The organism is uncultured Aquimarina sp. (assembly GCF_947492115.1).
GTDB lineage: Bacteria > Bacteroidota > Bacteroidia > Flavobacteriales > Flavobacteriaceae > Aquimarina.
The window spans coordinates 164937-186931 of record NZ_CANLMM010000003.1 but is presented as its reverse complement, the minus strand read 5'-3'; the positions used below and the strand labels follow the sequence as shown (position 1 = coordinate 186931).

General features: G+C 33.5%; 21 protein-coding genes and 1 riboswitch. Of the genes, 4 read left to right on the top strand and 17 right to left on the bottom strand.

Translation table 11 applies throughout. The features are described 5' to 3' along the window. Positions 1–16 precede the first annotated feature (16 nt). Genes thiH through thiS form a run of 7 tightly spaced genes read right to left on the bottom strand, consistent with a single transcriptional unit; the run spans position 17 to position 6168 of the window. A complete protein-coding gene (thiH, locus tag Q1A73_RS10395) occupies positions 17–1129 on the bottom strand; it encodes a 2-iminoacetate synthase ThiH (RefSeq protein ID WP_299605037.1) in 1113 nt (370 codons plus the stop codon). Then, positions 1122–1892, bottom strand: a complete 771-nt coding sequence (locus Q1A73_RS10390) for a thiazole synthase (protein ID WP_299605035.1) — start codon at positions 1890–1892, stop codon at positions 1122–1124. Before Q1A73_RS10390 ends, thiH begins: the two co-directional genes overlap by 8 nt. A 26-nt stretch (positions 1893–1918) precedes the next feature. Beyond that, a complete protein-coding gene (locus Q1A73_RS10385) occupies positions 1919–2548 on the bottom strand; it encodes a thiamine phosphate synthase (RefSeq protein ID WP_299605033.1) in 630 nt (209 codons plus the stop codon). Between the two features lie 36 nt (positions 2549–2584). Continuing rightward, positions 2585–3367 carry a hydroxymethylpyrimidine/phosphomethylpyrimidine kinase gene (locus Q1A73_RS10380; RefSeq protein ID WP_299605031.1) on the bottom strand — a complete coding sequence of 261 codons (783 nt, stop codon included), beginning with the start codon at positions 3365–3367 and terminating at the stop codon, positions 2585–2587. 6 nt (positions 3368–3373) lie between these two features. Continuing rightward, a complete protein-coding gene (locus Q1A73_RS10375; protein WP_299605029.1) occupies positions 3374–4009 on the bottom strand; it encodes a thiamine phosphate synthase in 636 nt (211 codons plus the stop codon). A gap of 53 nt (positions 4010–4062) precedes the next feature. After that, a complete protein-coding gene (gene thiC / locus Q1A73_RS10370; protein WP_299605027.1) occupies positions 4063–5922 on the bottom strand; it encodes a phosphomethylpyrimidine synthase ThiC in 1860 nt (619 codons plus the stop codon). Positions 5923–5967: 45 nt separating this feature from the next. Beyond that, a complete protein-coding gene (gene thiS, locus Q1A73_RS10365; protein ID WP_299605025.1) occupies positions 5968–6168 on the bottom strand; it encodes a sulfur carrier protein ThiS in 201 nt (66 codons plus the stop codon). 68 nt (positions 6169–6236) lie between these two features. After that, a riboswitch (TPP riboswitch) is annotated at positions 6237–6333 on the bottom strand. Between the two features lie 319 nt (positions 6334–6652). On the opposite strand from thiS, the gene Q1A73_RS10360 reads away from it, so the two are divergent. Further along, positions 6653–9097 carry an ATP-binding protein gene (locus Q1A73_RS10360; protein ID WP_299605023.1) on the top strand — a complete coding sequence of 815 codons (2445 nt, stop codon included), beginning with the start codon at positions 6653–6655 and terminating at the stop codon, positions 9095–9097. Here the strand turns inward: Q1A73_RS10360 and Q1A73_RS10355 are convergent. The 5 genes from Q1A73_RS10355 to Q1A73_RS10335 all read right to left on the bottom strand — a co-directional run bounded on the left by Q1A73_RS10355 (position 9094) and on the right by Q1A73_RS10335 (position 13915). Beyond that, positions 9094–10443 (bottom strand): sigma-54 dependent transcriptional regulator, encoded by a 1350-nt coding sequence (locus Q1A73_RS10355; protein ID WP_299605021.1) that lies wholly within the window; start codon positions 10441–10443, stop codon positions 9094–9096. The two genes, Q1A73_RS10360 and Q1A73_RS10355, sit on opposite strands and share 4 nt — an antisense overlap. A gap of 182 nt (positions 10444–10625) precedes the next feature. Beyond that, the gene (locus Q1A73_RS10350; RefSeq protein ID WP_299605019.1) at positions 10626–10955 is read right to left on the bottom strand and encodes a hypothetical protein; all 330 of its coding nucleotides are present in this window, start codon (positions 10953–10955) and stop codon (positions 10626–10628) included. A 199-nt stretch (positions 10956–11154) separates the two neighbouring features. Further along, entirely contained in the window at positions 11155–11556 is a 402-nt protein-coding gene (arfB, locus tag Q1A73_RS10345; protein ID WP_299605017.1) for an alternative ribosome rescue aminoacyl-tRNA hydrolase ArfB, read from the bottom strand. After that, the gene (locus Q1A73_RS10340) at positions 11553–13118 is read right to left on the bottom strand and encodes a DUF4301 family protein (protein ID WP_299605015.1); all 1566 of its coding nucleotides are present in this window, start codon (positions 13116–13118) and stop codon (positions 11553–11555) included. Before Q1A73_RS10340 ends, arfB begins: the two co-directional genes overlap by 4 nt. A gap of 167 nt (positions 13119–13285) precedes the next feature. After that, the gene (locus Q1A73_RS10335; RefSeq protein WP_299605013.1) at positions 13286–13915 is read right to left on the bottom strand and encodes a 4'-phosphopantetheinyl transferase superfamily protein; all 630 of its coding nucleotides are present in this window, start codon (positions 13913–13915) and stop codon (positions 13286–13288) included. A 137-nt stretch (positions 13916–14052) separates the two neighbouring features. Between Q1A73_RS10335 and ahcY the strand changes: the two genes are divergently transcribed. Further along, the gene (gene ahcY, locus Q1A73_RS10330; RefSeq protein WP_299605012.1) at positions 14053–15369 is read left to right on the top strand and encodes an adenosylhomocysteinase; all 1317 of its coding nucleotides are present in this window, start codon (positions 14053–14055) and stop codon (positions 15367–15369) included. A 129-nt stretch (positions 15370–15498) separates the two neighbouring features. Here ahcY and Q1A73_RS10325 read toward each other — a convergent pair whose 3' ends face one another. From Q1A73_RS10325 to Q1A73_RS10310, 4 genes are all read right to left on the bottom strand, one after another. Next, positions 15499–15837 (bottom strand): hypothetical protein, encoded by a 339-nt coding sequence (locus Q1A73_RS10325; RefSeq protein ID WP_299605009.1) that lies wholly within the window; start codon positions 15835–15837, stop codon positions 15499–15501. Between the two features lie 94 nt (positions 15838–15931). After that, entirely contained in the window at positions 15932–16192 is a 261-nt protein-coding gene (gene rpmA / locus Q1A73_RS10320) for a 50S ribosomal protein L27 (protein ID WP_211073876.1), read from the bottom strand. Between the two features lie 45 nt (positions 16193–16237). Continuing rightward, the gene (gene rplU, locus Q1A73_RS10315) at positions 16238–16903 is read right to left on the bottom strand and encodes a 50S ribosomal protein L21 (RefSeq protein WP_299605005.1); all 666 of its coding nucleotides are present in this window, start codon (positions 16901–16903) and stop codon (positions 16238–16240) included. Between the two features lie 96 nt (positions 16904–16999). Continuing rightward, positions 17000–17473: a DUF4199 domain-containing protein gene (locus tag Q1A73_RS10310; RefSeq protein ID WP_299605003.1), complete on the bottom strand. Its 474-nt coding sequence runs from the start codon at positions 17471–17473 to the stop codon at positions 17000–17002. 171 nt (positions 17474–17644) lie between these two features. Between Q1A73_RS10310 and Q1A73_RS10305 the strand changes: the two genes are divergently transcribed. Together Q1A73_RS10305 and Q1A73_RS10300 are read left to right on the top strand one after the other, a co-directional pair. Beyond that, on the top strand, positions 17645–18970 hold the full coding sequence (locus Q1A73_RS10305; RefSeq protein WP_299605001.1) for a pitrilysin family protein: 1326 nt from the start codon (positions 17645–17647) through the stop codon (positions 18968–18970). Between the two features lie 17 nt (positions 18971–18987). Next, the gene (locus tag Q1A73_RS10300; RefSeq protein WP_299604999.1) at positions 18988–21054 is read left to right on the top strand and encodes a pitrilysin family protein; all 2067 of its coding nucleotides are present in this window, start codon (positions 18988–18990) and stop codon (positions 21052–21054) included. A gap of 49 nt (positions 21055–21103) precedes the next feature. Here Q1A73_RS10300 and Q1A73_RS10295 read toward each other — a convergent pair whose 3' ends face one another. Then, complete coding sequence (locus Q1A73_RS10295; protein WP_299604998.1) at positions 21104–21979, bottom strand: EamA family transporter; 876 nt, start codon at positions 21977–21979, stop codon at positions 21104–21106. Positions 21980–21995 lie beyond the last annotated feature (16 nt).

The following is a 21995-nucleotide window of genomic DNA, read 5'->3' as shown; positions in this document are numbered from 1 at the left end:
GACTTATCCTTAGTTATTATTGCCAATTATGTGCCCAATCTTTCCAAACTACTTCTAAACCTTTAGATTTTAGCATAGTGACCACTTCTTCGGTAGAACGCTCATCAGAAATTTCGAACTGTTCCAAAGATTGAGGTTCTACAGCATATCCTCCAGGATTTGTTTTAGATTCTGCACTTATAGAAGTAATACCTAGATTGACAATATTTTCTCTAAAAACTTCACTCTCACGAGTAGACATAGATAACTCCACATCTTCATCTAATAATCGAAATGCGCATATTAATTGTACTAAATCCGAATCTGTCATTTCTACTTTAGGCTCTAATCCTCCACTATGCGGTCGTAACCTCGGAAATGATATAGAGTATTTAGTTTTCCAATACGTTTTTTGAAGATATTGTAAATGCAACGCAGTAAAAAAACTATCTGCTCTCCAATCTTCCAACCCAAACAAAGCTCCTAACCCTATTTTATGAATTCCTGCGCGTCCTAATCGATCTGGAGTTTCTAACCTGTAGTTAAAATTAGACTTTCTCCCTTTTGGGTGATGCTTCTTATACTCTTCTTTATGGTAAGTTTCCTGATACACCAACACTGCATACAAACCACTTTCTATAAGCAACTCATAATCCGGTTGATCTAATGGTTGTACTTCTATAGTGATATTTGCAAATTTTGACTGAATTAACCGTATCGCGTTGTTGATATATGAAACACCTACAGTTTTATTTGCCTCTCCAGTAACCAATAAAATATGATCATATCCTTTTGACTTTAAATATGCTACTTCTGCTAGTATTTCCTCATCGGTCAAAGTCCTTCGAGGAATTTTATTAGTCATACTAAAACCGCAATATGTACAAATGTTTTGACATTCATTACTAAGATACATGGGTGCATACATCTGTATGGTATTCCCAAATCGTTTCTTAGTAAGTTGATAACTTAATTGTGCCATTTGCTCCAAATACGGTTTTGCGGCTGGAGAAATTAACGCTTTAAAATCCTCAATAGTTCTTTTCGAAGTATATAAAGCTTGCTGAACATCTTGTTCATTTTTTTGTAAAATATCGGAAAGCACATCGTTCCAATCAAACTTATCGAATATGTCTTTGAAACTACTCATTCAAAAAACTTGTTAATGGGCTACTTGCTTCTGCGTGTTTTTTAACAGGCGCTAATTTTGCATTATAAGCTAGCCTACCTGCTTTAACAGCCATTCTAAAAGCCTCTGCCATAGCAATAGGCTCCTGAGAAACTGCAATCGCCGTATTTACCAATACAGCATCTGCTCCAATTTCCATAGCAAAAGCAGCATGTGATGGACTACCGATACCTGCATCTACAATTACAGGGACGTTACTTTGATCAATGATTATCTCTAAAAAATCAAATGTCTTTAAACCTTTATTACTTCCTATTGGCGCTCCTAAAGGCATAACACATTGCGTCCCTACCTCTTCGAGTCTTTTGCACAAAACAGGATCAGCATGAATATAAGGCATTACTACAAATCCTAATTTTACAAGCTCTTCTGCCGCTTTTAAAGTCTCTATAGGATCTGGTAACAAATATTTTGGATCGGGATGAATCTCTAATTTGATCCAATTCGTTTCTAAAGCTTCTCTTGCCAACTGGGCAGCAAAAATAGCTTCTTTGGCATCTCTAACTCCCGACGTATTTGGTAATAAATTAATTCTGGGATGATCTAAATGCCCTAATATATCATCATTATTATCTTCGACATCCACCCTTTTTAGAGCAACTGTTATCAATTCGCTTTCTGATGCTAATAACGATTTTCTCATTAGATCAGAGGAACTAAACTTTCCTGTACCTGTAAATAATCTAGATGAAAACTCTTTATCTGCAATTTTTAATGTATCCATGTTTCTTTTAATTCATTCAATATGCATCAGCTCTTGACCATTATAAGGTCTTTTAAGTTTTGTACTCTTTCTTCTAATTGCTCTTTGTTGGTCAACATTCCAGAAACAGCAATTCCAGATACACCAGTTTCCATAATACCAGCAATATCTTCTTCAACAATACCACCAATCGCTACAATTGGAATTTCTATTTCCTGAACTCCTAATTCTGAAATAACAGATCGATATCCCTCAATTCCAAGAATAGGACTTAATTTTTCTTTGGTTGTAGTATATCTAAAAGGACCAAGGCCAATATAATCTACTCCATCATTCTTATGTTGTATACAGTCCTGCAGTGTATTTGCAGTACCTCCAATAATAAAATTAGGACCTAAAATATTTCTGGCTTCTTTAGGGTTCATATCATTTAATCCTAAATGCACTCCATCTGCCTGCGATGCCTGCGCGATACTCACGCTATCGTTTACGATCATAATCGCTCCGTACTGATCACAGATTTCTCTACATTTTAGAGCAGTATTTAAAATGGTAGCTGGATCTTCATTTTTTAGACGTAATTGCACCCATCTTACACCTGCTTCACAAACTTCTCCTATATGCTGCAAATGCTCTTGTGGAGAATTTCCTTGTGATATATATTGTAAGTTTATCATATTAATACATTCTTAACTTCTTCAACTACTTAACCACTAAAACTTATGATAGCCCAATAATGTCTTATTAGACCTTAATACATTTTCTGTATATCTTTTTCCTCTAAAACATGCTTTCAATAAAGGAAAACCTAAAGCCAAATATGCAGCAACAGCAGATGATAATACACAACCACTACCATGTTTTTCTGTGATTCTATTGCGCTTTGGGTTTAATGTAAAACAATTACCTTTTTTAGTATACAATTCATCCTTACCAACCATTTCTTTGCGATGCCCTCCTTTTAGAAGCAGATTCGTATAGCCAGAAATATGATTTATAGTTTCTTTTATGTTCTTATCATTATACAGTTTTTCGATCTCTTCGTAATTAGGAGTAATTAGATATATCTTTTGCAAGACTTCTTCGAAGTACTTTTTATCATCTTTACTATCTTCATGATCTAGTTTTTCACTTTCGGAATGAAAATCATAGGAAGAGCTAGATCTCAATACTGGATCCAAAATGATTTTTATCTTACTATTATTTTTCAATAAAAAATCGATAATTTCATTTAGTACTTTCCAATTCTGAACAATACCGATCTTCACGAAGTCAATGCTAAACTTTTTAAAAAGAATCGCAATTTGATTTTTTATCAACTCAATATCATTCCATATACATGCTTCAAAATCAGTATCATTTTGTATCGTATTGGCGGTACATACAGCAAATCCGTAACACTTTAAAGCCTCCATCGTTTTAATATCAGCCGTTAATCCAGCTCCCGATGAAGGATCAAAACCTGCAATTGTTAATACATTAGGACGCTTTTTCATACACTCTCAATTCATAATCTTAACAACAGCATCATGAACATCTTTAATCTTAATAAAACTTTTTATTGGATCTTCTGAATTCCAAACACCTCCTAAAATTCCAACCCCTTTAAATCCTAAATCATAGGTTTTTTGTAGTGTGCTTTCATTGATACCACCCATACCAATTATAGTATGATCCATATCAGTTACATCGAAACCTTTACCTTCATATCCAGCTTTAGATATAGAACCAAAAACAGGACTTAATAGCACATATTCAAAAGCAGCTTTACAGTCCCTAATATCTTCTTTAGAATGGAAAGAACTCGTTACAGAAAAACCTTTGTTTTTATAGACTTGAATAGTTACTTCTAACGCATCTTCCAGATCAATTCTTGCTTGTTCTTGCAGGTGAATCCCTCTTAGATTATACTGTTGTGTTAACTCAGGAAATTGATGTGTCATAATTCTATTATGATACTTTCTGTCTATCTGGTCCAAAAGTGAGCGATATCCATCCATCGTAAATGTAGGTTTACGTAGATGCAATATTTCTAAGCCTTCTTTAAACAATTGATTAATTTGTTCTGCCTCATTTGGCAAAGCTCTTTCTGATGTAAGTACGATGATCATTTTTCTGCTTGCTATTCTATTAGACATGGAATCGGGTACAAGATTCGATGTCCGATACCCAACTCCAAATACCTTGATACTTATAGATAAACTTCGCTTCCTTTTTCTTTAAACTCTTCTGCTTTTTCTTGCATTCCTTGTTCTAGCGCTTTCTGATCATCAATTTCCTTTTTAGCGGCATAATCTCGTACTTCTTGAGATATTTTCATTGAGCAGAATTTTGGACCACACATACTACAGAAATGAGCGATTTTTGCTCCTTCTGCGGGCAAGGTCTCGTCATGATATTCTCTTGCTCTTTCTGGATCTAAGGCAAGATTAAATTGATCTTCCCATCTGAACTCAAATCGTGCTTTACTCAAAGCATCATCTCTATGCTGTGCTCCTGGATGTCCTTTTGCCAAATCCGCGGCATGTGCTGCCAACTTGTAAGTAATCACTCCTGTTCTAACATCTTCCTTATTAGGCAATCCTAAATGCTCTTTTGGAGTTACGTAACATAACATTGCAGTACCATACCATCCTATCATTGCCGCTCCAATTCCTGAAGTAATATGATCATATCCTGGCGCAATATCTGTAGTTAAAGGCCCTAATGTATAAAAGGGAGCTTCTCCACAAGCTTCTAACTGCTTATCCATGTTCTGCTTAATCATATGCATGGGTACATGACCTGGTCCTTCAATAAAAGTTTGTACGTCATGCTTCCAGGCAATTTTTGTTAATTCACCTAGTGTTTCTAATTCTGCAAACTGGGCTTCATCATTAGCATCTGCAATACTTCCTGGACGCAAACCGTCTCCTAATGAAAATGCAACATCATAAGACTTCATGATTTCGCAAATCTCCTCGAAATGAGTATATAAGAAACTCTCTTTATGGTGCGCTAAGCACCATTTTGCCATGATCGATCCTCCCCTAGATACAATTCCTGTAACTCTTTTAGCAGTCATTGGCACATATGCTAAACGTACACCTGCATGAATGGTAAAGTAATCTACTCCTTGCTCTGCTTGCTCAATTAAAGTATCTCTAAAAATTTCCCAGGTAAGATCTTCTGCCTTACCGTTTACTTTTTCCAACGCTTGATAAATTGGTACTGTTCCTATTGGTACAGGAGAGTTACGAACAATCCACTCTCTGGTTTCGTGAATATTCTGACCTGTAGAAAGGTCCATAATATTATCCGCTCCCCAACGGCACGCCCATACAGCTTTTTCTACCTCTTCTTCGATACTGGAAGTAGTTGCCGAATTACCAATATTAGCATTAATTTTTACCAAAAAGTTACGCCCTAAAATCATTGGCTCTGCTTCTGGATGATTAATATTAGAAGGAATTACTGCTCTACCTCTTGCTACTTCCTCTCTTACAAACTCTGCAGTAATTTTCTTAGGAATACTCGCCCCAAAATCCTGACCTGGATGCTGTTTGGCAATTCTAGTTGCTTCCTCTATTTTTTGATTTTCTCTAATGGCAACATATTCCATTTCTGGGGTAATGATTCCTTGCTTTGCATAATACATTTGAGAAACATTCTTACCAGCTTTTGCCCTTTTTGGTTTTCTAAGATGGTTGAATCTTAGGTGATCTAAACTTGGGTCATTTAGCCTTTGATTACAGTATTCAGAAGAAAAACCATCTAGCTCTTCGACATCACCACGATCTAATATCCATTGCTCTCTTATACGTTCAATTCCATTATGAACATTAATTTCTTTACTAGGATCTGTATAGGGCCCACTTGTATCATATACTACTACAGGTTCATTTGCTGTTTTTTTACGAGTCATCGAATCTACTGTATCACTCAATTCTATTTCTCGCATCGCCACATTGATCTGTGGGTGGATACTTCCCTTTACATATACTTTTTTAGAGTTTGGAAAAGGTGTTGTAGTAATTTTTTCTTGCTGTGGTGCGGTATCTTTTTTCTTCATAAATATGTCGTTTTAGCTTCTGGTAATCATTTATCTGTAATGTATTTATCCTCCTTGAGTAGCTTGAATTATAGTAATATTATCGCTTACTTTAATTAAAGTCTGGCCCCATTCTTTTTTGGTAACAACTTCATTATTGATTGCTATTGCAATCCCATCTTTAGCAATGGATAACTGCTCTAACAAAGATGTTAAGGAACTATTTTCGGAAATAGTTTTTTCTTGATTATTAACGTTTATGGTCATTCTTAAATCTTAAATCCATAAACTTTAGGTACACACCTATAACAAGAAGAAAAATCACAGACAATAGTGCAGTGACATTAACTTTTCCCTTCATCAGTATTAACTGCATCAGGTTCGAAGGGTATTTCTCAGACTCCTTTTTCGGAGACACCCCTAAAGTTTATTTGGTAAAGGTAAGGAATCTAAAAACAAATACAGTATCTACTTTCCTATTTATAAACTTTTTATGAAAATCTAAAGTTTAGATACTATAGAAAGGCAAGGGTAATCCTTGTTCAAAACGAAATGCCATATGTGAGTTGTATCATCAATAAACAAGGTGGTTCCAATGATTTATTGTAAATTTATAAATCGGTTAAACAATGCTTCTCCTTTTTTGAAGTTAGTATACTAAGAAATAAGTCATTACTATCAATTTAAATCTAATTAAATTGATTATTAGAGATTCCTCTTTTAAAATTGGAAACTCAATACACATAAACCAATGAAAAATACCAAACGTGCCATAACATCAAAGGTAATTATTAGCTATAGTCTTGCGACCGTTTTGGCCGTTCTTTCTTTTTGGATAATCTATAGTCAATTAAATAACTACACAGAAAGCACTAAAATTAAAAATGAAAATAATGAAAAATTAGTTCTTGTCGGAGAAGCTATTACCAGACTATATGAAGCGGAAAGCCTTACAAGAAATATCATTCAAACTTCTAATAAGAACAAGAAATTTCAAAACTACACTGCAAAAGTAGATTCTATTATTAATACGATCGATCAACTTGCTTATGTTTCCTCTGATAGTGTTCAGATAAGAAAAATAGATAGTATCAAAATTTTAGTAGATAATAAAAATAAAAACTTTGCAGAGTTAATAGACATTTATAAACAACGTAATCGAAAAGGCACTTATCAAACAGCCATAGATGAGTTGAAAAAGACCAATTCTAACTTCGAAGATTACGATACCAATTATGAAAAACGTTTTAAAGACAAATCCCCTGATAAGAGAAAACTTTTTTCTAATGTGATAGAATTATTAAAAAAGGACAATGAAAAAAGATTAACCAACGAAACAGTAGAATCTCTTACTAATACAGTAAAGGAAGTACTTGCAGAATTAGAAGCAAAAGACAGGAGGTATAGATATGAGATTTGGTATAAAGAAAATAAACTCTTAAAAAACGATCAGGTTATTACTCAAAAATTAAGAGATATTTTAGCTCATATTGAACAAAACGAGAGAAATGAATTTAAAAAGAGATTCCAAGCTTCAAGTGAGGTCATGGATAAAACCTTTACGTTTATCATTATTATCTCTGCAATAAGTCTTGTCATTGCTATTATTTTTATTGTATTAATTACTGGTGATATTTCTAAAAGTCAGAAATTCAGAAATGAATTGGAGAATGAAAAAACATACACAGAGTCTTTATTAAAAACCCGAGAATCTTTAATCAACACGGTTACTCATGACCTACGTTCTCCTCTAAACACAGTGATTGGATATTCCGATTTATTAGAAAAAACAGGATTAAACAATAAGCAAAAACATTATCTAGGTCATCTCAAAAAATCATCGGATTACATTCTACATTTAGTGAATGACTTGCTTGATTTATCAAAATTAGAGGCTGGTAGAATGGTGATCGAAGAATTACCTTTTTCTCCAAAAAAATTAATAATAAATACCATTACAAGCGTAATACCAGTAAATGATGCTAAAAACCTTGATATTTTTATCAATACCAAAAATGAACTAAAAAAACAATATTTAGGAGATCCTTTCCGTATCAAGCAGGTACTTACTAACTTGCTTAATAATGCGTATAAATTTACAGACGTAGGCTCCATTACGATTGATGCAGAAATTACGGAAAACGGGCTAGCAGAAAAAGAACTTAAAATCTCTGTTAAGGATACAGGAATTGGTATTACAAAAGAGCAACAAAAATATATCTTCGAAGAATTTTCTCAAGGCGATGATGACACTGAAAAAAAGTATGGTGGATTTGGTTTAGGCCTGGCTATCACAAAGAAAATAATCAAACTACTTAATGGTAAAATCCGCTTAGAAAGTGAACCTAATAAAGGAAGTAATTTTACGTTTTGCATACCTATTAAACTTGCTAAAAATCAAATCCCTGAAGAAGAACATGAAGTAGCAAAAATAGAACACTTCACAAACAAAAGAGCACTCATTGTAGATGATGATTTAAGTCAATTAGATCTAACTAGTGAAGTTGTTTCACTTATGGGATTATCTTATGATATCTGTGAAAATGGTTTAGATGCTCTTGAACTTCTCAAAAAAAACAGCTATGACCTTATTCTTACAGATATTCAAATGCCCAAAATGGATGGTTTCGAACTTTTGAAAAATGTAAAAGAAGACTCAAAATATGTGGATACTCCAATTATCGCACTTTCAGGTAGAACCGATACTACAGCATCGGAATATGAAGTAGCAGGTTTTTCTAGTAGCTTGCGAAAACCATACGCACCTCAGTCACTTATAGATCTGGTAGCATCCGTATTAAAAATTGATGCGCCTGATATTGAATACGAAAACCCAATTACTGATCAGGAAGAAGAATCCGATTATTCTTTAAGTGATCTGATGCTTTTTGCACACGGAGATTCTGAATCTCTTTATGCTATTTTAGAAACCTTTTGCGATAGTACTACAGACCATATAAAAGAATTAAAAACAGCAGTATCAACTAATGATGGCGATCTAGAACAAATTAAAAGGTTAGCGCATAAAATGCTACCTATGTTTAAACAAATAAAAGCCAAGGAAATCGTACCTATATTAGATACACTTGAACATCTGGATGACTACGAACTAAACTCTGAAGAAGTTCTTTCTCTCACTAAAGAAGGGATACAAAAGATAGAAAACCTAATTGATAAGCTTAAAGTAAAACACTAAAGACTTATATCGTATTGCTTTAATTTATTGTAAAGTGTCTTCCTATCTATATCAAGCATGCGCGCAGCTTTTGCTTTATTACCATTAGCTTTTTCTAAGGCATCCAAAATCAATTCTTGTTCATTTTGGTTTTTAAACAACCCATAGGTTTGTTTCGCATTATGTGAAGCATATGCCACATCATTTGGTAATACATCTAGGGTAATCATATCATTTTGCGAAAGTAACACAGATCTTTTTACGATATTTTTTAATTCCCTTAGATTTCCAGGCCAATCATATTTCTTAAATGTATCGAGAACCTCATCTGCAAAACCTACAACGTGCTTATCTAGCTCTATATTAGACTCTTCGAGAAAATAATTTGCGAACAACATTAAGTCCTCAATTCTATCCTTTAAAGGTGGAACTTTTATTGAAAATTCATTGAGTCTGTGATACAAATCCTCTCTAAATTCTCCTTCTTTTACAGCATTACTTAAATCCTCATTGGTAGCTGCAATCACTCGAATATCTACCTCTATCTCCTTATTACTTCCTACAGGCTTAATCTTTCTTTCTTGCAATGCTCTTAGCAACTGTACCTGTAATTCATAACTTAGGTTTCCAATTTCATCTAAAAATAGAGTTCCTCCATTCGCTGCTTCAAAATGACCTACCTTATCATTAACAGCACCCGTAAAAGAACCTTTTATATGTCCAAAAAATTCACTGGAAGCAATTTCTTTAGGAATTGCTCCACAATCTACGGGAACAAAAGGTTTATCAGCTCTCTTACTTGCTTTATGAATACTACTAGCTACATATTCTTTTCCTGTACCACTATCACCAATTACCAAAACAGACATTCTGGTAGGAGCCACTAAAGCTACATATTCATTTAGTTTTTTGGATGCATCACTAACTCCTTTGACAAAGGAATTATTCTGAGACACTACTACCTCTTCTTTTTTAGAAGATTCTTTTTTTACGGGTTGAGAAACATCCTTTACCTTTAAGGCATTTTCTAAAATTTGTAGTATTTTATCTGGATTAAATGGTTTAGAAACATAATCAAAAGCCCCTTGTTTAATAGCACTAACTGCCATATTAATTTCGGCATAACCAGTCATAATAACGACTTGAGTTTTTGGATTTTTTGCTCTAATATCATCTAATAAAGTAATTCCATCTCTATCTGGCAGTCTAACATCTGTAAGGACTATATCAAATGTATGTTCTTGAATTTGTAAAACAGCTTCACTACCAGAAAATGAGGTTGATACTTCATATCCTTTTTTTTGTAAAAAAGTCTTAAGCATTGTGCAAAAAGCCACATCATCTTCAACAATCAGTAATTTGGACATATGATATCATTTAATTCTAAATGTATTATATAAAATTAAATATTAAAAACATTTAATAATTCTCTTCTTCAAAGAAACGTAAAAAATAAAAAAGAGACCCTTGGGATTGGGTCTCTTTTTAGCACTAAACAACTTTATATCGTCTTTTGGTTGCAAAACGATATCCTTTTCTACCCCTAGATTTAAGATTTGTCGTCTGGCTTAATCCATTCGCCATTAGCGCTTGCAAATACAACTTTAGTATAGTTATCTTTACCTTTAAGGACAATCTTATAGGTATTATCCTTTGATATATAAGCTCTATAAATACGTAAGTTTTCAAAATCTTTAGCAGCTGCATCTTGAACCATCATAGGTAATTCTACAATTTCGATTTCAGTATATTCTTGCAGCTCATATTCGTAATCCATAAACTCCCATCCATCATTTTCAGCTAACTCATCCTGTGCTATCACTCCTTGTGCTGAAATAATACTTACTACTATCGCGATGATCATTTGTAAATTTTTCATTTTGTTAATATGTAAAAACTTGTTTTACGATTATATAGAAAGGAATAATTGTTCCAAAAAATAAGTAATACAGAAAAAATTACAAAATACTGTAAGACAGTAGATTAAAAATTAAATGAAAAATCAAAAAACTGTGGAAACTCGTAAAATCCACATAAAAGTGTAGAAATTTTACACACTTTTTGACAAATGCAGCAAATCAAAAAAGTGGTTTTTTACGATTTGATTTTTTTAAGGAGTGTTGTTTTTTATTCTCTAACCTTTTTTTGACAGATGCTTTTGTAGGCTTTGATGGTTTTCTGGACTTTTTCACCTGTAAGCTCGCTTTTAGAACATCTAAAAATCTAGTAATCACAAGTTCCTTATTTCTGTGCTGACTTCTTGTATCACCACATTGTAAGATCAAATGACCAGATTTTGTTATTCTAGAAGCAAGCTTATTATAAATCTTTACTTTTTCTTCTTCTGTAATCCCTTTTGAATCTTGTATATGAAAACTAAGCTCTACTTTAGTGGACACCTTATTTACATGTTGACCACCAGCTCCAGAACTTCGTACAGATTTAAATTTCAATTCGCTGAGAAGAACAGAAGTATTCACGAAAAAAGTTTTACTTGATGAGCAGATTTAAGCAAATCATTTACAGTTTTTACGGGATTAAAAGTAGTAAGAGGAACCTCCACAAAAACACTAATCCAATTTGCCATAGCACCATTCCACAATCCTGGAAGTTCTAGCGCTTTCAAAACTTTTCCATTTAATGATTTAGTAGTTATGAATCCAGCATTTGGATCAATATATTGCGTTAGGTCAAATTTATTTCCTTTATAGTCTCTAACTCCACAAACCAGATCTACTGGATTAAAATGAGTAGCGCTTTCCAATATTTCACGTTGTCTATGATCCTGTGTATTAATCTGAGGAGTTTCTATAATCTGTAACACTAGCCTTCCATTATCTTTCTTAACCCAAAAAGGTCCTCCTCCAGGTTCTCCTTCATTAATTACCATCCCACAAACTCGGATCGGTCTATTTAAAGATTCCTGTAAAAATTCGATTTTATACTTCTCAGAAAATTTGTCAAAGTCTAAAGGCAAACGAACATTAAGTTGCTCTACCAAGAACTTCTTTATGTCAGTTAGCTCTGCTTCAGTTGGGGGTTTTTTGTCAATAGCATGTAATATTCTAAAAGCTTCTTCCTGAATTTCTATCAACTTACCGGCCAGTATCTTTTTATATCCAGAAACCTCATCCTGATATTTTCGAACGACCACATTATCAATATTCTTTATGTAGATAATATCAGAATCCAGTTCGTTTAAATTTTCGATCAATGCTCCGTGCCCTCCAGGTCTAAAAAACAAGGAACCTTTTTCCGTTCTAAAAGGTTCGTTATTTTCATCTACTGCAATAGTATCTGTTTCTGATTTCTGAAAAGAATAAGTAATAATAAAGTTAGTATCTGTTTTCTCCTCTACCTTTTTCTTAATTCTCTCAAACTCATCTTTAAATGCATCCAAGTGATCTTTTGAAATAGTAAAATGCAGTTTAGAATCTCCATTAACGCTTTTATTATACCCTGCAGCTTCGTATAAATGTTCCTCGAAAGAAGTAGCTATACTATTTGGATATTTATGAAATGGTAATAAACCCTTTGGATATGAACCAAAATTCAACCCTTTTTCTTTTAACATCATCTCAATAAATATATATAACTGACGTCCTTCAGAAAGAGACTCAAAATTAGGATACGAATTCTTCACATCTTGCATTACAGTTTCATAAAAAGGAAACTTTTCTAAGCCAATCAGGAATAAACGTATAGCAGTTGCTTTTTCGTGATTCGTATAAGAATTCAAACTCTCTTTTTTATATTCGTAATTATCCAAAAACTTAAATAGGTCTTTGAACATTCTAGTTGCTGCACCAGATGCAGGAACAAACTTAATCGTATCTAAATCCGCGGACTTAGATTCATATAACTTAGTTAATTCGGTTTGATAATGGTCTGAAAACTTCAAAATACCATTCTCTAAACTTGCCGCACTCCTTAATGCAACAAAGGGAATTTCGTTTTTAAAAGTTTCTATCTGGGATAATACCCGTTCTACAGTTAATCCTTTTGATGTTATTAGCTTAATATCTTTATCTGTAATATTCACTTTTGTAAATTCTTTTATTAGTCAGAAACAAAAACACAGTATTCAATCTTGTTTTCAATTTTAACAGTTAGTTTCCGCTTCGAAAGCCTATTTGATGTTTATTATTCGGTTTATCAATATAAAACAAAAACGTGTAAAACCTAGTTATTTCTATTTTAAAAAATGATTTATATTGGTAAAGCATATACACAGGTAAAACCTTCAAACTCTAAAAAAGTAATATCATAATAGCTGATTTTGTTTTTATAATGTAAACTTGCCGTTGTAAAAGGAATTCCGAGATTAAATGGTGTTACATGAATATTTTGCTCAAAACTAAGACCTGCCGTCCCATATAATTTGTACAAAGACTCTTTGGCCCCCCAAATAACCGTCAGAACCCTAACCTTTTCTTCTTGAAATTGCTCGACAAATTCCTGTTCTGATTCCACAAATTTATGAGCAATCCTAACAATCTTATCTCGTTGCTTTTCGATATCAATTCCCACTAATTTATCACTAATTATAACACCAGCAAATTCATAAGAATGTGTAATAGAAATTTGTTTCCCATCTTTTAAATGTGGTTTCCCAAAATCATCATAATATAAATCATGATCTGTATATCCAAAAAAGGCTAATAAATGACGAACACTCATAAATCCCCTTCTATGCAGATCAGATTTCATATTGTCAACTCTATTTTGACAATGGTCCGTAAGTTCAATTCCATCAGACAGATCTTCAAAAGACTCTTCTATCTTCCAAATCAATATATTAGTGGTTTCATCTACTGTTATAGTTTTGTAAAGAGGCATGCGAATTCTTAAAGTTATTATGTACCTTTGCAAACTGAAAATTAGGAGTGAAGACCTTAATTTTCGGGAAACGAATTTAGAATAATTTGGTGCGAAATACTAAAATTATTGCACTTGATAACTATAAAACAGATACTATGAGTACCAAAACAGTACCTTATGTTCCTTACAAAGTTAAAGACATTTCATTAGCTGCTTGGGGGAGAAAAGAAATTGAACTAGCAGAAGCAGAAATGCCAGGTCTTATGTCCTTAAGAGAAGAATATAAAGACGAACAACCTCTTAAAGGGGCTCGTATTGCAGGTTGTCTACATATGACTATCCAAACCGCAGTACTAATCGAAACATTACAAGCTCTTGGAGCAGAGGTTACTTGGAGTTCATGTAATATTTTTTCTACTCAAGATCAGGCAGCAGCAGCAATTGCAGATGCTGGAATACCGGTATACGCATGGAAAGGAATGAATGAAGAAGAATTTGATTGGTGTATAGAGCAAACACTGTTTTTTGGAGAAGATCGTAAGCCATTAAATATGATTCTAGATGATGGTGGAGATTTAACAAACATGGTATTGGATAAATATCCAGAACTAGTGGATGGTATTAAAGGACTTTCTGAAGAAACCACTACTGGGGTTCACCGTTTATACGAAAGAATGAAAAACGGTACGTTGCCTATGCCAGCAATTAACGTAAATGATTCTGTTACTAAATCTAAATTTGACAACAAATACGGTTGTAAAGAGAGTGCAGTTGACGCTATCAGAAGAGCAACAGATGTAATGTTAGCTGGTAAACGTGTAATTGTTTGTGGATACGGAGATGTTGGTAAAGGAACAGCTGCATCATTTAGAGGTGCTGGTTCTATTGTTACGGTTACCGAAATAGATCCGATCTGTGCTTTACAAGCTGCAATGGACGGTTTCGAAGTTAAAAAACTAGAAACTGTAATCGGAAATGCGGATATTGTAATTACTACTACAGGTAACAAAGACATTGTACAAGGACATCATTTCGAAGCCCTTAAAGACAAAGCAATTGTTTGTAATATTGGACATTTCGATAACGAAATCGATATGGCGTGGTTAAATAAAAACTACGGAAATACAAAAGACACCATCAAACCACAAGTAGATAAATATAATATCAATGGTAATGATGTGATCATTCTTGCAGAAGGTCGTTTGGTGAATTTAGGATGTGCAACAGGTCACCCAAGTTTTGTAATGAGTAATTCTTTTACCAATCAAACTTTAGCACAAATAGAGCTTTGGAAACATAGCGAAAACTATAAAAATGAAGTATATATGTTACCAAAGCACTTAGATGAAAAGGTAGCTAAACTTCACTTAGCTAAAATCGGAGTAGAATTAACAGAATTACGAAAAGATCAAGCTGATTATATTGGTGTTACGGTAGAAGGACCATTTAAACCAGAACACTACAGATATTAATTAGGATAATATCTTAAAACGTATATATTTACAAAAAACTCCTTGTTTATTAAACAAGGAGTTTTTTTATTGGTTTAAGCTATAAAAATTTGCAAACCTAATCTACAATACTAGTATACCATATTTAAGTTAATATTTCCGTTTCCGGAAAATATAACTCATCCATACCGGATCATTTTCTTCAGAAACTACAGATTGACGGTCTACAAACTCCCAATTGGCTGCATTCATATAATTCAACAAATCTGAAGTACCATCGAGATCTTCAATTTCTTTAATCGAAATCGCTTTACCTTTTAAAGACTCCTGTTCTTCCACCTTTATTCTTTTAATACTTCCACTATTATTAGTTTTTTGGACAACTATGATTTCTAAATAATCATATTTTGGTATTTCCTGCGAGACTACAGTGCTTACGATCAAAAGAAAAACAAAGCAAAGCACAATTTGGTTTAGTCGCAATTTCATAAAATTTAGGTTTAAAAGAAGTTTAATTCGAATAAAAAGCCCTTTTCAAGTTTATTTGAAAAGGGCTTCGTCTTTATTACAAAGGAAAATATTCTTATGCTTCAAAAGGAACTATAGAAACATAAGATTTATTATCTTTTTTCTTAGTGAATTTTACTACACCATCTACTTTAGCGTGTAGTGTGTGATCTTTACCAGCGTAAACGTTTTCACCTGGCTTATGTGCTGTACCTCTTTGTCTTACAATGATGTTTCCAGCTACGGCAGCTTGTCCACCAAAAATCTTAACACCTAATCGTTTCGATTCTGATTCTCTACCATTCTTCGAACTACCAACTCCTTTTTTATGAGCCATAATTTCTAGGTTTTATTATGTTAAACTTAAAATTGAATGAAGCAATTAAGCTTTACCACCATCCAATTCGTCTTGCCATTTCTTTAATTCGTCCCACTTACCTTCAGCAGCTAATTTTGCTTGTGCAGGCCAAGTGTCTGTTACGTGGTTACCACGTACTTCAGCGATGATTTCTGAAATCTTAGCAGCATCAGTCTTTGCTAAATCAGCAAAAGTGGCGATTCCTGCTTCTACTAATGTAGATGCGATTTTTGGTCCAATACCTTCAATCTTTTTAAGATCATCTGCTTTCGCTTCCTTTTTAGGAGCAGATTTCTTTGGTGCTTCTACTTTTTTCTCAGCTTTTGCTTTTGGCTCAGCCTTCTTAGTTTCTTTCTTAGGAGCAGCTTTCTTAGCTCCAGAAGCAACAATACTTTCAATTACGATTTCAGTAAGAGATTGACGGTGACCATTTTTTACACGGTAACCTTTACGTCTCTTTTTCTTGAAAACAATAACTTTATCACCTCTTAGGTGTCTTGTGATTTTCGCTCCTACTTGAGCTCCATCTATAGCCGGGGCGCCTAAAGTAACATTATCTCCATCTGCAGTAAGAAGAACTTTATCGAAAGAAACTGTATCTCCCTCTTCTCCTGCTAAACGATGAACAAAAACTTTTTGGTCTTTCGCAACTTTAAATTGCTGCCCTGCTATCTCTACAATTGCGTACATAGCGTAACGTTTAATTAATTTTTTATATTTAAAGAACAACCGCCTATTAAATAAGCGGATGCAAATATACTGCTAATTAATTAACTGACAAATATTTTACGCCTTTATAGGATGAGAATGATGCTTTTTCTTAATATTCCAACTTTCTTTAAATAATTGCATAAAGGATAAGGTAAGCACAAAAGTTGTAGCAAATCCCATTATGGCAGCTACAAATACCACAATACCAACTCCTACATGATAATGTGAACTCCAATTTGCAAGCATTTCTGGAAGAAAGTTTGTATTGATATTGGTAACGTATATAGCAAAGAAAATAGTAAAGATTAAAGTAGCATTAAATCCAGTAAATAAACCTGCCATAAATCCTTTTTGATATTCAAATTGACTTCCTTTTTCTAACTTATAATCCCTCATTGCTCTGTAGAGACCATAAGCAACAATAAAACCATTACCTAAACTAAAAGCTGGGTTGGTTTGTGCTCCAACTAATGATAAAAGTAAAAAATAAGCAATCAATCCAATTGCAATCAAAACACCATATTTAACAGGAATAGTAGACTTTTTCATAATTTTCTTGTTTAGTTTTTATAGTAATTTATCGATAATAAACGGCTTTCACCCTTAAAGAACTGTTAATTTATTAGTAACTAGCTATTTACAACGTTAAAATTCTTTTTCGTTTAAATTGTAACAAAATCCGATCTTTGCATACAAATTCAATAAACAAAATTGTTATAAATGAAAACTAAACTTTACACAATTGCTTGTGGATTCCTGATGGCAGTATCAGGAAATGCGCAAGAAGTAGAATACACAGAGTATGACCTGGATAATGGTCTACATGTAATTCTACATCAAGAAAACAAAGCACCTGTGGTAACGGTAGGTGTGATGTATCACGTAGGCGCTAAAGATGAAGAAACAGGAAGAACAGGGTTTGCCCATTTTTTCGAACACCTATTATTTGAGGGTACTAAAAATATAGAAAGAGGAAAGTGGTTTGATATCGTTTCTGCCAATGGAGGAAGAAATAATGCAAATACCACTCAAGATAGAACTTACTACTACGAGACTTTGCCATCTAACAATCTAGAGCTAGGATTATGGATGGAATCAGAACGTATGTTACACCCAGTGATTAATAAGATAGGTGTAGATACTCAAAACGAAGTAGTAAAAGAAGAGAAAAGACAACGTATAGATAACGCTCCTTATGGAAAGATTATCTACAGAACTGGAATTAATAAATACATCTTCAAAAAGCATCCTTACGGACAATCTGTGATCGGAAGTATGGAAGATTTAGACGCTGCTAAACTTGATGAATTTATTGCTTTCAACAAAAAATTCTATAATCCAAATAATGCAACTTTAGTCGTAGCAGGAGATATTCAGATTGAAGACACCAAGAAGATGATTGCTGATTATTTTGGCTCTATAAAAAATACAGGTGATAAAATAACCAGAACCGTAATCAAAGAAGATCCTATTACTACAGAGATCAAAGCAACAGAGAAGGATGCCAACATTCAGATTCCTGCAAAAGTACTGGTTTACAGAACACCAAAACAGACAGATAAAGATGCTTATGTATTAAACTACATATCTACAATTCTTACTGGAGGTAATAGCTCTAGAATGTACAAGAATATGGTAGAAGACAAAAAAATGGCATTGCAGGTACTAGCTTTTACAGATGCTCAAGAAGACTACGGAACTTATATTATGGGTGCCTTGCCTCTCGGAAATGTAAGCCTGGATAAACTACAAGCAGAAATGGATGCTGAAATCGAAAAATTACAAAACGAATTGATTTCTGAGAGAGAGTTTAAGAAACTTCAAAATCAATTTGAAAATAACTTTGTGAATTCCAATTCTAGTATAGAAGGGATCGCTAATTCATTAGCTAGATACCAAATGCTATATAATGATACTAGTTTGATCAATAAAGAAATTGACATTTACAGATCTATTACAAGAGAAGACATTCAGAACGTTGCAAAAAAATACTTAAATAAAAACCAACGTCTTAATCTTGACTACTTACCTGAGTCGAGCAAATAATAAAAAAGAATATTACGATGAAAAAACATATAATCTTTATCATAGCATTTGTATTGGTTGCTGTTAGTGCTCAGGCGCAAATAGATCGATCTAAAATGCCAAAATCAGGACCTACACCTGTAATTAATTTAGGAGAACCTTATACCTTTAAAATGGGTAATGGTTTAACGGTACTTGTGGTAGAAAATAAAAAGCTACCAAGAATCACAGTAAGCTTGTCCTTAGACAATCCTCCAAATGCAGAAGGAGAAAAAGCCGGTATTGAAGCAATCGCTTCAGAAATGATGGGAAAAGGAACTAAAAGCATTAGTAAAGACGCTTTTAATGAAGAAGTTGATTTTCTTGGGGCGTTTGTAAATGTTGGTGCATCTGGCGGTTTTGCACAGTCATTATCAAAATACTCTGACCGAATCATTGAACTATTCGCAGATGCTTCTTTAAATCCAAATTTCACACAAGAAGAATTAGATCTAGAAAAAAAGAAACTTATTGAAGGAATTAAATCTGGAGAAAACAGTGCTGAAGCTGTTGCAAGTAGAGTACGAAGTGTATTAGCTTATGGGAAAAACCATCCTGCAGGAGAATACATAACGGAAAAAACTGTAAGCAATATTACATTAGCAGATGTAGAGAAATATTATAGAAAGAACTTTGTTCCTGCAAATGCCTATATGGTAATTAGCGGTGATATCAATAACGATAAGGCCAAAGATCTTGTAGAAAAGCATTTCACTTCTTGGACCTCTGGAAAAGCACCTTCTTTTGGTATTCCTGATGTAAAAGATGCTCAATACAGACAGATCAACTTTATCGATATGCCTAACGCTGTACAAACAGAAATGGCAATTATGAATATTTCTGATCTTAAAATGGCAGATGAAGACCATCATGCTGCGTTGGTTACTAATTATATCCTAGGAGGATCTTTTGGTAGTTATGTAAATATGAATTTAAGAGAAGAGCACGGATACACATACGGTGCGAGATCTACAATGCCTAGAAATAAAAATTTCAAGACTGCATTTCGAGTTACTGCCAAAGTAAGAAACATGGTAACCGATAGCGCTGTTGTAGAAACATTAAAAGAAATCAAAAGAATCAGAACGGAAGATGTTGATGATGAAGTATTAAAAAATGCAAAAGCAAAATTCTTAGGGAACTTTATCCTAGCTTCTGAAAACGATAGAACAATTGCTTCTAGAAGTATTGATATCAAAACTCAGAATCTTCCAAAAGATTTCTATGAAACTTTTATTGCTAAAATTAATGCTGTTAGTAAAGCAGATATCAAAAGAATTGCTAATAAATATTTTAATTTAGATAAAGCAAGAATTGTATTAGTTGGTAAAGGAAGTGATGTTCTTGAAAACCTTGAAAAAATCCAATTCGAAGGAAAGAAAATCCCTATCCTATATTTTGATAAATTCGGAAATAAAACCGAAAAACCAGATTATAACGCTGCATTACCAGAAGGAGTTACGGCTCAATCTGTTTTTGACGCTTATTTTAAAGCTATTGGAGGAAAAGATAAATTAGAAGCAGTTACTTCTACATTTACAACAGCTCAAGCATCTATGGGAGGAGCTACCTTAGACATGATCCTTAAAGTGACCTCTAAAAGCCAAACACTTTCTAATATCTTATTTGGCGGAAATTCGGTAAACAAAAATGTTTTTGATGGAACTAAAGGGTATGTTATGGCGCAAGGCCAGAAAATTGACTATACAGAAGCCCAGATTGCTGATGCTAAAAAGGATTCACATCCATTTTCTGAATTAAAGAATACAGATGCTACGCTAGAAGGAATAGAACCATACGAAAACGGAAAAGCATACAAGGTAAAAGTAAGTGATAAGAAAACTTCATTCTTTGATACGGAAACAGGACTTAAAATAAAGGATATTGTTATCCAAGAACAAGGAGGACAAAAGATTCCTTCTACCGTTGGATATAGCAACTACAAAGAGGTAAATGGAATTAAGTTCCCACACACCATCTCTATTGCTGCTGGTCCTCAGAAATTCGATTTTAATGTTTCAGAAATTAAAGTGAACGAAGGAGTAAGTGATGAAGATTTTAAATAAAATCTAATTCAAGAAAAAAGATGATAAAGGTTCGTAGTAATACGGACCTTTATTTTTTTCTGTTAGCAATATACACCCCAAGAATAATTACCCCTGCTGCCAATACCTGATAAAAAGAAAATTCCTCTCCATCCAATAATCCCCACATCAATGCCACGATAGGTATGGTGTATGTTACAGAAGTAGCAAAAACGGGACTGCTAATCTGCACTAATTTATTGAATAATATTTTTGCGATACCAGTACCTACAACCGCAAGTATGGATATATACATCAAACTGGTATGTACTTCTGGACTTTGAACAACTTCAGCTTCAAAAAAATCTGAATAATACAAAACAATAAGCGAAGGAATTACCAACACGATAAAATTACCATTAGCAATGGCAATTGGAGAAATCTGTTGCATATACCTTTTGATAATATTCACGTTGGTAGCATAACAAACTGAAGCACAAAGAACTAAACCAGCATACCAATAGTTTTGATTTGGATTTACAGAAGCTCCTTCTAATATAAGTGCCAAACAACCTATTAAACCAACGATGACTCCAATAAGCTGATTTCTGCTAAAGTTTATAGAAAACAACACAACTCCTAATATCAATGTAACTAAAGGAGTAGTCGAATTAAGTACCGATACCACGCCACTATCTATTTCGGTTTCTGCAAAAGCAAAAAGAAATGCTGGAATAAAAGTTCCTAAAAAACCCGAAATTATCACCCATTTCCATTCTTCCTTTTTAATAGTTTTCATACTACGAAAGCCTATCAAAAATAAAAATGCCGCAGCAAACAAGGTTCTCAATGCACCTAACTGCATTGGTGTAAGTCCGATCAAAGATTTTTTGATCAAAATAAATGAGCTACCCCATACTAACGACAATATCGCAAGGTATATCCATTTGAGCTTAGTCTGTTGCATTGATAATTAATAAGCT